Here is a 14,026-nt window from a genome sequence, read left to right as displayed (position 1 = left end):
GCCTAAGGCTCGGTCACGTCAGACCTGGCGAGCCCGACCGACGCCGCCCCAGACTACTCCGGGGCGGCGTCGGTCGCTTGTGCGTCTTCGTCTTTCCGGGGACGACGCGTGATGCTTCGAGCTGCACCGCCGATAGCTGTCGTTCCTTTCGAGACACTGCTGCCGATCGCGCTCGCGCCCCGCCCCACGCCTGTGCTCACCGCAGAACCGGCGCGGCGCACGACCGAAACTGCCGAGTGCTCGATACGGCGGGCGCCCGGCAGCGGCTCGGTTTCTGGGGGTAACGCTTGCGGCGGAATACCGAAGGCTCGGCGGGATCCCGTGAGGACCCGCCGGCCGAGAATGTGGTTGCCGGCGCCGCCGATTGCCGCGCCGATGCCGAACGGGAGAGCCTTGCCAATCCAGGACGCTCCGCCCCGGGCGGCGAACTGGCGGACGAAGGTGGTCTTGAGGCGATCGACGATCGGCCCCATCGCTGCCTTCGGGATCGTCTTGGTGACCATCTCGCCCCAGTAGGTCGAGCGCGTCGGTCCGCGACCGGTCGCCTGGTTCGCCAACTGCGAGACGAGGTCGACGCCTTCCTGGCCGAGCATCAGTGTCAGCACGAGCGCACGGGCGCGGTTGGGATCGGACACCGGGATGCCGTGCACTTCCGCAACTGACTGCGCGAAGAGGGTGGTCGCCTCGAGGAACCCGATGGTCTCGACCCCGCTGAGGGCGAGAGTGACGCCGGTACCGATGCCCGGAACCACAGCCGTGGCCCCCACCGCCGCGCCTCCGGTGGTCACGGCGGCCAGGTACCGGCGCTCAAGAGTGCGGATGATCTGCGCGGAGGTCGCGTTCGGTTGGCGAAGGCGGATGCTGCGCAAATGAGCCAGAACAACGGGCCGCTGAATTGCCAGCACGCGATCGAGCGCTCGGATGAACATCGGGTGCTCGTCCGACCCTTCCGGAGGGAGCCCACCTGACCAGGGGGCGTCATCCGGTAGCGAATGGATCTGATGGACCTTGTCGGCCATGGGGCGATCTTAAGCGCTCCGGCTGGGCATCCGCCTGGCATCGAGTGTCATCGGGGGCTGAGGCGGAGGTCGATTGATAGTTTGGAGCGGTGACTGAGGCGACGGATCTTCCCGACGAGTCCTCCGGCGAGTCCGGCGAGACCCCGGGGAGGGATCCGCGAAGAAGCCCGCGTCGCCGCGCGCGCCACGCGCCCCGCGAAAGACCTCCAGTTCACGCGCACCCGCTTCGAAGACGTCGGGCTCCAGTCCCCGCGCGCCACGGCGCCCTGCGGCGCAGCGACCCGCGACTGCGCGGAAGCGCCCCGCCGCAGCACCGAAACCCTCTGAGTCGGAGGGCACGCCGCCCCCTGCGCCCGAGGACGCCGCGGTCGATGGCACGCCGGTCGATCCTGCGCTCGAGGCTGCGCTGGAATCCATCGCAGCGAGCGAGACCCGGGATGAGGTCGACCAGATTTCCAGTTCGGACGCCGACGAGGCAGCCCTGGAACAAGACGAGCCTGCCCCAGCAGACGAGCCCGCCCCGGAAGATGACGCTGTGGCGGATGACCCCGTGGATGCTGCCGAGCAGGCAGTAGCCACGATCACCGGGTCGACAGACCTTGTGCCCGTCGAAGCAGACGATGCGGCGCCGGTGCCGGCGCTGGTGCTGCGCGGCATCCGGAAGTCATTCGGAGATCTGCAGGCGCTGGACGGGATCAGCCTCGAGGTCCCCGTCGGCAGCTTCTATGGGATCGTGGGGCCCAACGGGGCGGGGAAAACGACGACCCTGTCGATCATCGCGGGCCTGCTCCGCGCCGATTCGGGCGACATCACGATCGCGGGCGTGGATGCCGCGGCCAAGCCCGTCGCAGCCAAGCGCCTCATGGGTGTGCTTCCTGACCGGTTCCGCACCTTCGACCGGCTGACCGGCCGCCAGCTGCTCTACTACTACGGCGCACTGCGGGGCCTCCCGCCGGCCGAGGTCGAGCGGCGCACCATCGACCTTGCCCGCGCGTTCGATCTGACAGAGTCGCTCGGCCGGGTCGTGTCGGATTACTCGGCGGGCATGTCCAAGAAGATCATGCTCGCCGGTGCTCTCATCCACTCGCCCCGCGTCCTGGTGCTCGACGAACCGTTCGAAGCCGTCGATCCGGTCTCGAGCGCGGCGATTCTCGACATCTTGCAGGCGTACGTCGCGCACGGCGGGACAGTGATCCTCTCCAGCCACGGGATGGAGCTCGTCGAGCGGGTGTGCTCGCGCGTCGCCGTGATCGTCGCCGGTTCCCTGGTGGCAGAGGGCACGATCGACGAGGTGCGTGGCGAGGTCAGCTTGGAAGAGCGGTTCGTCGAACTCGTCGGCGGGGCGGGCGAGTTGGAGGGCCTCGAGTGGTTGCACACGTTCTCCGACTGAGGATCGCGCTGCTGCTGGGTGCTTTCCGGGGAGATCCGCAGAAGGTCACGCGAGGAATCGTCGGTGCGCTGCTGTTGCTGGCGGCGACGGTTGCCGCCTGCTGGTCGCTGCTGCGCGTACAAGAGTCCTCGACCGCAGCTGTCGGGGCCATCACCATCTTCTGCGGTGCGACCCTCACGCTCGCCTTCGCCGTGGCGCCCATCGTTTCCGCGGTGACCGATCCGCTCGATCCGCGTCGATTCCGTGTCTTCGCCCTGGCTCCCGAGCCTCTCGCGGGAGCGCTCGCGCTCGCGGGGCTGTTCAGCGTCCCCGTCCTGGGCCTGGCCGCCCTCGCGGTGTGTGCGGCTGTTGTCTGGGTCGCCGCCGGAGCCACCGTCGGTGCGGCGATCATCGCCGTTGTGATTGGGGTGGCGACGTGCGTACTGTTTGCCCGCGTCGCGCTCGGGGTTGCCGGCATCATCTTCGGTGATCGCCGCTCGCGAGAACTTTCCGGCCTTCTTCTGGTCGCGGTACTGGTCATCGTCGTCCCGGTGGGCGTCTTCCTGGCGTCCCTCGATTGGCGCGGCACCGTTCCTGGCCCGTTGCAGCAGGTCGTCGACATCCTGAGCTTCACTCCCATCGGCGCTGCGTGGGCGTTCCCACTGTTGTTCACGCGGGGCGACGCATCCGGCGTTCTCGCCCTGATCATCGCTCTGGCAACCGTTGTCGCGCTGGGGTTTGCGTGGCTCGCGCTGGTGCGTCACTTCCTCTCGAGCATCGAAAAGCCCCTGACCACGCGCGAGCGGGGCGGACTCGGTTGGTTCAGCGTCGTCCCGGGGACCCCCGGGGAGCCGTCGCAGCTCGGAGCCTGGTGTATTGGCTGCGCGACAGGCGCTACCTCGTGAACACACTCGTGATCCCCGTCGCAGCGGTGGCCACTGTCGTGCCGCTCCTGATCGCGGGGGTCCCCGCGAACGTCGCGGCGCTCGTGCCGATCCTGTTCGTCGCGCTCTTCTTCGGCTGGTTGCCCCACAACGATCTCGCGTACGACTCGACGGCGATCTGGATGCATGTAGCGAGCGGCCTGCGGGGCTTGCCCGACCGCGTCGGGCGCCTCGTTCCGATCCTGGTCATCGCCATCCCCGTGCTGGCCATCGGCATCCCGATCTCTGTCGCCCTCCATGGGCGATGGGCGATCGCGCCGGCGATCGTCGGCGTGTGCGCGTCGCTGTTCTTCTCGGGGCTCGGCCTGTCGAGTATCGCCTCGGCGGCGTCGCCTTACCCCGTCACACCTCCGGGCGAGAGCCCGTTCCAGCAGCCGCAGCGCACCGGGTCGAGTGGAGCTGTGCCCCAAGCCCTCGTGATGATCGGCGCGCTCGCCGTGTCAGCACCGAGCCTGTGGTGGACCTGGCTCGCGCTCACGCGCACGATCGAGGCTGCCTCGCTTGCCCTGTGGGTGGGGGTTGCTACCGGTCTTGTCGTGCTCGTGTTGGGCGTCGCCATCGGGGCAGCGGTCTTCACCCGACGAACCGGGCGGATCATGGAGTTCGCCGAGGCATCCTGACGGCTCTTCTGAAACGGCTGTTCCTGCGGCATTCGAGCCGCGAGAACCCGAGCCGCGGCCGGATGCCCGGACTACACTGACTGTCCATGAGCACTCCGCTGGACAGCCCCGACCAGGGCGGACTTGCGACCCTCGATCGCGAGCTCGAAGAGCTCCTTCGCGAAGAGACCGTCGAACCCGGGGACCACGAGCGGTTCTCGCACTACGTCAAGAAGGACAAGATCCTCGAGTCGGCTCTGACCGGCAAGCCGGTCAAGGCGCTCTGCGGCAAAAAGTGGACCCCCGGGCGCGACCCCGAGAAGTTTCCGGTGTGCCCGACGTGCAAAGAGATCTACGAGCGGATGAAGAACTGAGCCCACCCGCTCACGTAGTCAGCCCGTCTGGTAGGCGGTCTCGAGGGCGGGCTCCGAGCGGCTGAGCGCGAGAGCCGTCAGAGGGAGTTCGGCCCGTACGCGTGCGTGGTGTTCACGGGCGGCGCTGACTCCGCCGGGTCCCTCGGCTGCTGCATCGATCTCGCCGTGGGCGACGAGCGGAATCTGCAGGGCGCGGGCGTTCGACGGCAGCGTCGGCGTTTCGGTGTGCTCGAAGCCTTCGGTGACGACGATGAGTTCCTCGCGGGCGATTCCGTGCTCGAGGATTCGGAAAGCCGTCTTCCGCCCGCCCAGCGACGCCTTGGCGGTCGAGGTCTTCGCCACCGGGATCCACGCACCGCCGGCATCCTGGCGTGCCACGAGCTTGTAGACCAGGCCCGCCGTCGGCGAGCCCGAACCGGTGGCCAGCGCCGTACCGACGCCGTACGCGTCCACCGGGGATGCCGCCAGCGCGGCGATCGCAAACTCGTCAAGGTCGCTTGTGACGGTGATGCGCGTGTCGTGAGCACCCAGGGAATCGAGTTGCCGCCGGACCTGCGCCGCGACGATCGGGAGGTCCCCCGAATCGATCCGTACCCCGCCCAGCCCCGTTCCGGCGACCCTGATCGCTGTGTCCACGCCCGTCTCGATGTCGTACGTATCGATGAGAAGTGTGGTCTGGTCGCCGAGGGCCCGCAGTTGCGCCGCGAACGCGTCGGCTTCGGTGTCGTGGAGCAGCGTCCAGCTGTGCGCTGCAGTACCCATGGTCGGGATGCCCCACCGGCGCCCGGCCTCCAGATTGCTCGTCGCGCCGAATCCCGCAATGAATGCCGCCCGCGCGGCAGCGACGGCCGACCATTCGCCGGTGCGCCGTGAGCCCATCTCGGCGAGGGGCCGGTCACCGGCGGCGATGCTCATGCGTGCCGCCGCGGCAGCTACCGCGGAGTCGTAGTTCAGGACGCTCAGGGCAAGGGTCTCCAGAATGACCGCCTCAGCAAAGGTGCCCTCGATCGTCAGCAACGGCGACCCCGGGAAGTACAGCTCGCCCTCCCGGTACCCGTGAATCGACCCCGTGAAGCGGTACTCCTCGAGAAAGCGCAGGGTCTGGGCATCCACGACCCGCTCGTCGCGCAGGAAACGCAGCTCGTCGTCGCCGAACCGGAAGTCGCGCAACAGGCTCAGCAGCCGCCCAGTGCCCGCCACGACGCCGAACCGGCGGCCGCCGGGCAGGCGTCGCGCGAAGACGTCGAACACGCAGCGGCGCGAGGCGGTGCCGTCGTGGAGGGCCGCATCGAGCATCGTCAGTTCGTACCGGTCGGTGAGCAGTGCCGTGCTGACGGATGCTGTCATGCGCGTCAGCCTAGTGAAGCGGCCGCCGCGGCATCCATCCCACTCCGCCGCCCGGCGGGTGGGAGACGAGCGCTGGCGTAGGCTGGTGCACCGTGAACAACGCGCCGATCGGGATCTTCGACTCCGGTGTCGGCGGGCTCACCGTGGCACGGGCCATCTCCGATCAGCTGCCTCGCGAGTCGCTGCTATACATCGGTGACACTGCCCATTCGCCCTACGGACCCAAGCCCATCGCCGATGTGCGTCGGTACTCGCTCGAGGTGCTCGACACCCTCGTCGCGCAGGGCGTGAAGATGCTCGTGATCGCCTGCAACACCGCGTCCGCCGCGGTACTGCGCGATGCGCGCGAACGCTACGACGTCCCCGTCGTCGAGGTGATCGGGCCTGCCGTCCGGACGGCGATGTCGACGACCCGGTCGGGGCGGATCGGGGTCATCGGCACCAGCGGCACGATCGGCTCGCGCGCGTACCAAGACATGCTCGAGGTAAATGACCGCCTCACGGTGTTCGCGCAGGCGTGTCCGCGCTTCGTCGAGTTCGTCGAGGCTGGCGAAACCGACACGCCCGAGGTGCTGGCCGTCGCCGAGGAATACCTTGCGCCGCTGCGGCACTCCGGCGTCGACACGCTCGTGCTCGGTTGCACTCACTACCCGTTCCTGAAGGGTGCCATCAGCTATGTGATGGGACCGGATGTCTCACTCGTCTCCAGCGACACCGAGACGGCTAATGACGTGTACCGGCAGCTCGTGAGTCGGGATCTGTTGGCGGCAACGGATGCTGCTGCAACCCACACGTACGAAGCAACCGGTGATTCGGCTGACGAGTTCGTGCGCCTTGCCCACCGGCTCATGGGCCGCGAGGTGCGAGACGTGCGCCTCGTGCAGACCGGAGCCATCGACCTGCGGCCCTGACCTGCCGCACTGACCGCCGCTTCGCCCGACGCGGAGCACCGACCCGGAAAGAGAACCCGCATGAGCGAGATCACCCGCGCTGACGGTCGCACCATCGACCAGTTGCGTCCTGTCACGATCGAACGAGGCTGGTCCACCCAGGCAGAGGGATCAGCGCTGATCAGCTTCGGCGGAACCCGCGTGCTGTGCACGGCATCCTTCACCAACGGTGTGCCGCGCTGGCTCACCGGCAAGGGCAAGGGCTGGGTTACCGCCGAGTACGCGATGCTGCCTCGGGCCACCAACGATCGCAACGACCGCGAAAGCGTCAAGGGCAAGATCGGTGGCCGCACACACGAGATCTCTCGCCTGATCGGCCGGGCGCTGCGGGCAGTGGTCGATACGAAGGCGCTCGGTGAGAACACGATCGTGATCGACTGCGACGTGCTGCAGGCCGACGGAGGAACCCGAACCGCCGCCATCACGGGGGCCTACGTGGCGCTCGCCGATGCCATCGAATGGGGACGGCGCAAGAAGTTCATCGGTCAGAAATCGCAGGTGCTGCTCGACTCGGTGGCTGCCGTCTCGGTCGGCATCATCGACGGTGAGCCGATGCTCGACCTGGCCTACGTCGAGGACGTCCGCGCCGAGACCGACATGAACGTCGTGGTGACGGGGCGCGGGTTGTTCGTCGAGGTGCAGGGCACTGCCGAGGGTGCGCCCTTCGACAAGCGGGAGCTCGATGCGCTTCTCGAGCTGGGGCTGTCAGGCTGCGCGACCCTACGTGACATTCAGACCGACACCCTCGCTTCGGGTGAGTGACCGGATGCCGCAGCAGATCGTCCTGGCAACCCACAATCCCCACAAGGTCGCCGAGTTCGGCCGGATCGTCGCGGCGACCCGCCCCGACCTGCACGTCATCGGCTACGACGGACCCGAGCCCGTCGAGGATGGCGTCAACTTCGCCGAGAACGCCCTGATCAAGGCGCGGGCAGCTGCCCACCACACCGGGCTTGCAGCGCTCGCCGATGACTCCGGCATTGCCGTCAGCGTGATGGGCGGCGCGCCGGGGATTTTCTCGGCGTACTGGGCGGGCCACAAGAAGGATGCCGTCGCGAACATGCGTCTGCTGCTGGATCAGCTCTCCGACATCGCGGACCCGCACCGGAAGGCATCCTTCGTGTCGACCATCGCGCTGGTCGTCCCCGAACCGGGGTCGACCGCCTTCGCCATGGAGCATGTGGTGGAGGGGCGCTGGCACGGGCGCCTTGCCACCGAACCGCGCGGCGACGGCGGGTTCGGTTACGACCCGATCTTCATCCCCGACGGCCAGGAAGCGGGCGCGGAGCGCACGGTAGGCCAGTGGAGCCCCGAGGAGAAGACCGCAGCGTCGCACCGCGCCCAAGCGTTCATCGCCCTCGCGCCGCTGTTGTCGGCGCTCTGACACACGGCCCGGAAGCGAGAATCAGACTCGTTCCCGATTGGGCGCAGAGCGCCGCCGCGGGCTTCTCTCGCCCCTACGCTGGGTGCCGTGCATGATCACGCTCCCGGCATCCGTGGCGCGAGCAACCGTCGCCTCCTGACTGCCTCGCTCACGATCACCTCCGTCGTTCTGGTCGTCCAGGTTGTCGGTGCGTTCCTGAGCGGCTCGCTCGCTTTGCTGGCCGATTCCGTCCACATGCTCACGGACACCGCGGCCCTCGTGATCGCGCTCATCGCGAGCATCGTCGCGGCTCGGCCGGCTACCGACCGGCAGACCTACGGCTACCAGCGGGCCGAGGTTTTCGGCGCCTTGATCAACGCCGTCCTGCTGATCGGCCTGTCAGCGTGGATCGTCGTCGAGGCGATCCAGCGCCTGCTCGACCCGGGTGAGGCCGAGGTGCGCGGCGGCATCATGCTGATCGTCGCGATCGTCGGACTTCTTGCCAACGCCGCGGCGATGTGGCTGCTTTCTGCCGCGCAACGTACGAGCATCAATGTCCGCGGCGCCTACCTCGAGGTCCTCGGCGATCTGCTGGGTTCGGCGCTGGTCATCGTCGCAGCGATCGTCGTGCTGCTGACGGGGTGGCAGGCAGCGGATGCCGTTGCGTCGCTGCTGATCGCGGCTCTCATCGTGCCGCGCGCAGTCGGGTTGCTCCGCGAAGTGTTCCACGTCCTGTCGGAGTCGGCGCCGAAAGGAACGCACGTTGCCGACATTCGGGAACACATCCTCTCGACAGATGACGTCGTGGCCGTGCATGACATCCACGTGTGGCAGCTCACCCGCGGAGCTCCCGTCTTCACCGCTCACGTCGTCATCGATCCCCATGCCATCGCCGCTGGACGCTCGGGCGAAATCCTCTCGCGCCTGCAGACATGCCTTGCCTCACACTTCGACGTCGAGCACTCAACCTTCCAGCTCGAGCCCGCCGGCCACGTCGATTCGGGCGACGCCACTCACGCCTAGGACGTGCCCTCCCGGACGACGGTGTCGGGGGAGCGGTCGGGCCGCAGCCCGCGCCAGCGAGCGTGACGCAAGATGCCGCCGGGCGTGAACTCGGCGAACTCGACCTCGCCGACCAGCTCCGGCTTCACCCAGATCGCATCGCGCGCGTCGGCCGCCGGTACGTCGGCGAAAGGGTTCTCGTCAATTCCGAGAGGGGCGAGCAGGCGCGCCAGAGTCGCAAGCGCGGCATCCGTGAAGCCTGTTCCTACGCGCCCCGCATACTGCAGACCGCTTTCACCCGGGATGCCCACCAGAAGCGATCCGATGGCACCGGACCTGCCCCCCTGCCCGGGACGGATGCCGCCGATGACGACATCCTGGGTGCGGGTGAGCTTGATCTTGAGCCAGTCGGGCGAGCGCTCGCCGGGCCGGTAGCGCGAGCCGGGGTTCTTGACGACGACGCCCTCGAGGTCTGCCCCGCGCGCGGCGTCGAGCGTCGCATCCAGATCGTCGAACACCGGTGGGACCGTGACGCGCTCGCCCGCGCCGTCGGCAAGACGCTCCAGCAGGGCGCGTCGATCGCGCAACGACAGCGCCGTGGCATCCTGCCCGTCGATCTGGAGCAGGTCGAACAGGTAGTACTTCACCGGCGTGCGCGCGGCCTCGCGCACGATCTCGGCAGAATTCGCGAGGTTCATTCGCTTCTGCAGCAGCGCAAAGCTCGCCCTACCGTTCTCGTCCAGAGCGACGATTTCGCCGTCGACCACGCACGGCGCCTCGCCCAGCGCGGCATCGTGCAGGTCCGGATAGGTCGCCGTCATGTCGTTGCCGCTGCGGGCGCGGAGCGTGAGGGTGGTCCCGTCCCAGATCCCGACTGCGCGGATGCCGTCCCATTTCATCTCCACCCAGGGCTCCCCGCCCCAGCGCCTGATTGCGCCGGCGGCAAGCCCCGGCGTCGACATGGTGGCCAGCATCGGGGCGGTGACCGCGGCGTTGCCGGCGTCTTCTCGCGCCGGACGCGCCTGAGCGCGGGACCGGCCAGTGGATCCGACCGAGCGCCGCGAACCTGCCTGACCGGCGGATGCATCCTTCATCCGGTGGAGGAGCCACTGCGACTTCTCGCCGTCGCCCGCGGTGCGGATGAGCGCGAACCGCACGTCATCCATCGCCCCACCCGGGGCGCCGTGGGCGCGGAAGATGACCTCGTCGGCGCGCCATTTCTCGGTCTCATACGTGCCCGTGTCCCACACCGTCATGGTTCCGGCGCCGTACTCGCCCTGGGGGATCGTGCCGTGAAAAGTCAGGTATTCGATCGGGTGATCCTCGGTCATCACCGCGAGGTTGTTGCGGTCGGGTGTCTCGGGGATCCCGCGCGGGACCGCCCAACTGACCAACACTCCGTCCCGCTCCAGACGCAGGTCGAAGTGCAGCCGCGAGGCGTGATGTTCCTGCACGACGAAGCGTGGCGGATCACCGTCGCCGCGGGCGGCCGGCCGGGATCCGGCATCCGGAACCGGCTCCGGCGTTCTCGCAGCATCGCGCTTCTCGCGGTAGCGGTCCAAGGCGGCCGGCGTCGAGGTGCCGAAGAAGGGTGCGATCCCCGCGGCTGCGCGCTCGAGAACCTCCGAGAACAGCAGGTGGCGCAGTTGCGGATCTTCCAGTTCGTCCCAGGTTCGGGGAGCCGCGACGGTCGGATGCTCACGTCCTCGCAGCGAGTACGGGCTGATCGTGGTCTTCTTGCCGTTGTTCTGACTCCAGTCCAAGAAGACTTTTCCCGCACGCACCGCCTTGGACATCGAACTCACGACGAGATCCGGATGATCAGCCTCGAGCGCCCGCGCCAACTCCCGCGCCAGGTTCGAGGCGGCTTCGCTCGTGAGCGTCCCGGGAAGCGGCGCATAGAGATGGATCCCCTTGCTGCCGCTGGTGACAGGGATGCTCTCGAGCGACATCCCGCGCAGGATCTCTCGCACGAGCCGCGCAACCTCGGCGCACTCGGCCAGCCCGATACCGGGTCCCGGATCGAGGTCCAGGACCAGCCGATCCGGGCTCGCAGGGGAGCCGTCCGGCCCAAAACGCCATTGTGGAACGTGGAGTTCGAGGCTCGCAACCTGCCCGAGCCACACGAGCGCCGCCTGCGAATCGATGAGCGGGTAGGTCTTCGTGCCCGAGGAGTGCTCGATCGGCATCCGGGGGAGCCACTCGGGCGCGCCGCGCTCGAGGTCTTTCGTGAAGAACGACATGCCCGGATGCTCCGCATCGCCCACACCGTCGGGCCAGCGCTTTCTGGTTACGGGTCGTCCCGCGAGAAGCGGCAGGATCGCGGGGGCGATGCGGCTGTAGTAATCGATGACCTCGCCCTTGGTCGTACCGGTTGCCGGATACAGCACCTTGTCGAGATTGGTCAGGCGCAGCCGGTGCCCCTGCACCTGCACAGTCTGCTCCCGACCCGCCATGGGCCCAGGCTAGCCCGCGGTGCCTGAGACGGGTCGGATGCTGGCACCGGGCGCCGCGAACGTGTGTACTGGTGTGATGAGGTCCATCTGGAAAGGCGCGTTGACATTCGGACTGGTCAACGTCCCGGTGAAGGTCTATGCCGCGACCGAGGACCACGATGTGTCGCTGCATCAGGTCCATGCCGCCGACGGGGGCCGCATCCGCTATCAGCGCGTGTGCGAACTCGACGGCGAAGTCGTGCCGTACAGCGAGATCGACCGGGCCTACGACGACGGCGAGAAGACCGTCATCCTCACGAAAGAGGATTTCGCGGCGCTTCCTTCCGAGCGCAGCCGCGAGATCGAGGTCGTCGAGTTCGTGCCGACCGAGCAGGTGGATGTCTTGACGCTCGACAAGGCGTACTACCTCGAACCCGACTCCGAGTCGCCGAAAGCGTATGTGCTGTTGCGCAAGACGCTGGAGCAGACGGATCGCACCGCGATCGTGCGGTTCTCGTTGCGTCAGAAGACGCGCCTGGCGGCGCTGCGGGTGCGCGGCGATGTCCTCGTGCTGCAGACACTGTTGTGGGCAGACGAGGTGCGGGAGGCTGCCTTCCCGTCGCTCAGCGAGTCAGTGAAGATCTCCGACAAGGAACTCGAGCTGTCGGCATCCCTCGTCGAGAGCTTCTCGGGCGACTTCGACCCCGCCGACTTCGTCGACGAATACCAGCACGAGTTGCGGACCCTCATCGACGCCAAGCTCGAGAAGGGCGACGCGATCGACACTGCCGAAACGTTCGGCGAGCAGCCGGAGGAGCAGGGCGGCGAGGTCATCGACCTCATGGAGGCGCTGCGCGCGAGCGTCGAGCGCTCACGCGCCGCCCGCGAGAGTGGCTCGGGCAAGCAGAAGAAGTCCGGCTGAGCGGAGGCCGAGTCTTACTGGGAGTCCTCGGGGCGGTTGTCGAACACCTCGGGCTCCAGAGCCAGTTCGCGCGCTTCGGCGGCATCCGTCTCGAGCTTCTCGCCTGACGCGGCTTCTTTGCGAGACTTCCACTTCTCGCTGAAGTAGTGGTACGCCACCACCAGGGCGGTACCACCGACGGCGACCAGCAAGATGATGTCGATGTATTCCGTGACGAGGTCACGCACCCACGGGATGTACGCGATGAGGTAGCCCACCATGGTGAGTCCGAAGCCCCACAGCAGCGCGCCGATGAGGTTGTAGAGCGTGTATCTGCGCCACGGCATGTGTCCTACCCCTGCGGCGACGGGAGCGAAGGTGCGCACGATCGGGACGAAACGGGCGAGGATCACGGTGATCCCGCCGAAACGTTCGAAGAACGCATTGGTTCGCTCGACGTTGCGCTTACTGAAGATCCCGGATTCCTTGCGTTCGAAGACCGCAGGTCCGCCCTTGTGTCCGATGTAGTAGCCGACCTCCCCACCGATGAACGCGGCGAGGGCGATCAGCGAGCACACGACCCAGATGTTGACGCCGAACACGTCGTTGGTGTGGGTCAGCAATCCCGAGATGATGAGCAGAGTGTCGCCGGGGAAGAGGAACCCGACGAGCAGCCCCGTTTCGGCGAAGATGATCAGGCAGACCACCAGCAGGGCCCACGGGCCGGCCGCGGAAATGATCGTCTCGGGGTCGAGCCAGGGGATGAGAGCCAGTGGGTGCACGTGCGTTCCGTCGGTATCGGCGGTCAAGGGCGCGGCAGGATGCCTCGCGTGCGGAAGGTGGGACTTGAACCCACACGCCCGAAGGCACAGGAACCTAAATCCTGCGTGTCTGCCAATTTCACCACTCCCGCTGGTGCGATCAGTCTACTGACGCAGGTTTGGCGATCTCGACGCACGATTCCGGTGCGGAGCTTCCGCGCCGAGGCTGTCGCGTGGCCCGGCGACCTCCTGCACTTGCGCCGACCGTTCCAGCGCGACAGGGTGTGCAGTGATACTGCACCGTGAGGTATGGAGTGGCGAAAGGGGAAGATCGTGACGACCGAGCAGGTCCAGAGGTGGCTGGATGACTACCGGAAGGCGTGGGAGACGCGAGACGCGGATGCCGCGGCTGCGCTGTTCACGGAAGATGCGACATACCGAGAGCAGCCCTACGAGGAGCCGTATCGCGGCCGCGAGGGGGTGCATCGCTATTGGTCGAGTGTGACGGCGACGCAATCCGACATCCGCTTCCGGGTGGGGAAAGCCGTGGTGACCGGCGCTCACGCGGCCGCAGAATGGTGGGTCACGCTTCGCAACGAGGGTGCGGAGGTGACGCTCGCGGGGGAGTTCTTCTTGGAGTTCGACGACGCTGGGCTCGTTCATCACCTGCGCGAGTATTGGCACTTTGCGCCCGGACTCCTCGAGCCGCCCACAGGCTGGGGGCTGTGACTCACCTCGCCGGCAACGGATTGGTCACGGTCGCGGACCTGCCGATCAGAACCCTTGCGTTAAGTGTGGCAACACGGCAGAGTGTACGCCAGCACTGAACACTGTCCAGGCCGGCTTTCGCAAGAAGGTCGCGCGGCTGCCCACCGTGTACCGATTTCACAGGAGAAGTCATGCCACTCAGTACAGCTGTCCCACGGCGAAGGGGGATTCTCGCCGGCGCGGGATCGCCGTCG

The 14,026-nt window shown here is 67.5% G+C and carries 14 protein-coding genes and 1 tRNA gene; 10 read left to right on the top strand and 5 right to left on the bottom strand.

From position 1 onward, the window contains the following. Positions 1-53: 53 nt before the first annotated feature. Complete coding sequence (locus MICSW_RS09835) at positions 54-1,019, bottom strand: hypothetical protein (RefSeq protein ID WP_228177134.1); 966 nt, start codon at positions 1,017-1,019, stop codon at positions 54-56. Positions 1,020-1,554: 535 nt separating this feature from the next. On the opposite strand from MICSW_RS09835, the gene MICSW_RS09830 reads away from it, so the two are divergent. From MICSW_RS09830 to MICSW_RS09815, 4 genes are all read left to right on the top strand, one after another. After that, positions 1,555-2,409, top strand: a complete 855-nt coding sequence (locus MICSW_RS09830) for an ABC transporter ATP-binding protein (protein ID WP_464495504.1) — start codon at positions 1,555-1,557, stop codon at positions 2,407-2,409. Beyond that, the gene (locus MICSW_RS09825; protein ID WP_464495500.1) at positions 2,385-3,293 is read left to right on the top strand and encodes a hypothetical protein; all 909 of its coding nucleotides are present in this window, start codon (positions 2,385-2,387) and stop codon (positions 3,291-3,293) included. The genes MICSW_RS09830 and MICSW_RS09825 overlap by 25 nt, the downstream gene beginning before the upstream one ends. Continuing rightward, a complete protein-coding gene (locus tag MICSW_RS09820) occupies positions 3,290-3,952 on the top strand; it encodes a hypothetical protein (RefSeq protein ID WP_464495497.1) in 663 nt (220 codons plus the stop codon). The genes MICSW_RS09825 and MICSW_RS09820 overlap by 4 nt, the downstream gene beginning before the upstream one ends. An 86-nt stretch (positions 3,953-4,038) precedes the next feature. Next, entirely contained in the window at positions 4,039-4,305 is a 267-nt protein-coding gene (locus tag MICSW_RS09815) for a DUF3039 domain-containing protein (RefSeq protein WP_228177136.1), read from the top strand. A gap of 18 nt (positions 4,306-4,323) precedes the next feature. On the opposite strand, the gene MICSW_RS09810 is transcribed toward MICSW_RS09815, so the two are convergent. Continuing rightward, complete coding sequence (locus MICSW_RS09810; RefSeq protein WP_464495494.1) at positions 4,324-5,652, bottom strand: nicotinate phosphoribosyltransferase; 1,329 nt, start codon at positions 5,650-5,652, stop codon at positions 4,324-4,326. Between the two features lie 92 nt (positions 5,653-5,744). On the opposite strand from MICSW_RS09810, the gene murI reads away from it, so the two are divergent. From murI to MICSW_RS09790, 4 genes are all read left to right on the top strand, one after another. After that, on the top strand, positions 5,745-6,563 hold the full coding sequence (gene murI, locus MICSW_RS09805; RefSeq protein WP_228177138.1) for a glutamate racemase: 819 nt from the start codon (positions 5,745-5,747) through the stop codon (positions 6,561-6,563). Positions 6,564-6,623: 60 nt separating this feature from the next. Then, positions 6,624-7,364 (top strand): ribonuclease PH, encoded by a 741-nt coding sequence (rph, locus tag MICSW_RS09800; protein ID WP_292728822.1) that lies wholly within the window; start codon positions 6,624-6,626, stop codon positions 7,362-7,364. Positions 7,365-7,368: 4 nt separating this feature from the next. Then, positions 7,369-7,986: a non-canonical purine NTP pyrophosphatase gene (locus MICSW_RS09795; RefSeq protein ID WP_464498327.1), complete on the top strand. Its 618-nt coding sequence runs from the start codon at positions 7,369-7,371 to the stop codon at positions 7,984-7,986. Between the two features lie 87 nt (positions 7,987-8,073). Then, positions 8,074-8,988: a cation diffusion facilitator family transporter gene (locus MICSW_RS09790; protein WP_292728824.1), complete on the top strand. Its 915-nt coding sequence runs from the start codon at positions 8,074-8,076 to the stop codon at positions 8,986-8,988. Here the strand turns inward: MICSW_RS09790 and MICSW_RS09785 are convergent. Next, positions 8,985-11,423 carry an ATP-dependent DNA ligase gene (locus MICSW_RS09785; protein WP_464495488.1) on the bottom strand — a complete coding sequence of 813 codons (2,439 nt, stop codon included), beginning with the start codon at positions 11,421-11,423 and terminating at the stop codon, positions 8,985-8,987. The genes MICSW_RS09790 and MICSW_RS09785 overlap by 4 nt on opposite strands. A gap of 76 nt (positions 11,424-11,499) precedes the next feature. Here MICSW_RS09785 and ku point away from each other — a divergent pair, with 76 nt between their 5' ends. Then, complete coding sequence (gene ku / locus MICSW_RS09780; RefSeq protein WP_292735794.1) at positions 11,500-12,324, top strand: non-homologous end joining protein Ku; 825 nt, start codon at positions 11,500-11,502, stop codon at positions 12,322-12,324. A 14-nt stretch (positions 12,325-12,338) separates the two neighbouring features. On the opposite strand, the gene MICSW_RS09775 is transcribed toward ku, so the two are convergent. Continuing rightward, on the bottom strand, positions 12,339-13,085 hold the full coding sequence (locus MICSW_RS09775; protein ID WP_228177189.1) for a DedA family protein: 747 nt from the start codon (positions 13,083-13,085) through the stop codon (positions 12,339-12,341). 49 nt (positions 13,086-13,134) lie between these two features. Beyond that, positions 13,135-13,216 (bottom strand) — tRNA-Leu (locus MICSW_RS09770). Positions 13,217-13,397: 181 nt separating this feature from the next. Here MICSW_RS09770 and MICSW_RS09765 point away from each other — a divergent pair. Then, entirely contained in the window at positions 13,398-13,793 is a 396-nt protein-coding gene (locus MICSW_RS09765) for a nuclear transport factor 2 family protein (RefSeq protein ID WP_464495486.1), read from the top strand. The last annotated feature ends 233 nt before the right edge of the window (positions 13,794-14,026 follow it).

This window comes from Microbacterium sp. SW12 (assembly GCF_055391095.1).
This window is presented reverse-complemented; position numbering and strand designations above follow the sequence as displayed.

Coding starts and splice junctions, on each gene's coding strand:
- MICSW_RS09835 (WP_228177134.1), bottom strand. CDS start 1,019: ATGGCCGACAAGGTCCATCAGATCCATTCGCTACCGGATGACGCCCCC.
- MICSW_RS09815 (WP_228177136.1), top strand. CDS start 4,039: ATGAGCACTCCGCTGGACAGCCCCGACCAGGGCGGACTTGCGACCCTC.
- MICSW_RS09810 (WP_464495494.1), bottom strand. CDS start 5,652: ATGACAGCATCCGTCAGCACGGCACTGCTCACCGACCGGTACGAACTG.
- rph (WP_292728822.1), top strand. CDS start 6,624: ATGAGCGAGATCACCCGCGCTGACGGTCGCACCATCGACCAGTTGCGT.
- MICSW_RS09795 (WP_464498327.1), top strand. CDS start 7,369: ATGCCGCAGCAGATCGTCCTGGCAACCCACAATCCCCACAAGGTCGCC.
- MICSW_RS09785 (WP_464495488.1), bottom strand. CDS start 11,423: ATGGCGGGTCGGGAGCAGACTGTGCAGGTGCAGGGGCACCGGCTGCGC.
- ku (WP_292735794.1), top strand. CDS start 11,500: ATGAGGTCCATCTGGAAAGGCGCGTTGACATTCGGACTGGTCAACGTC.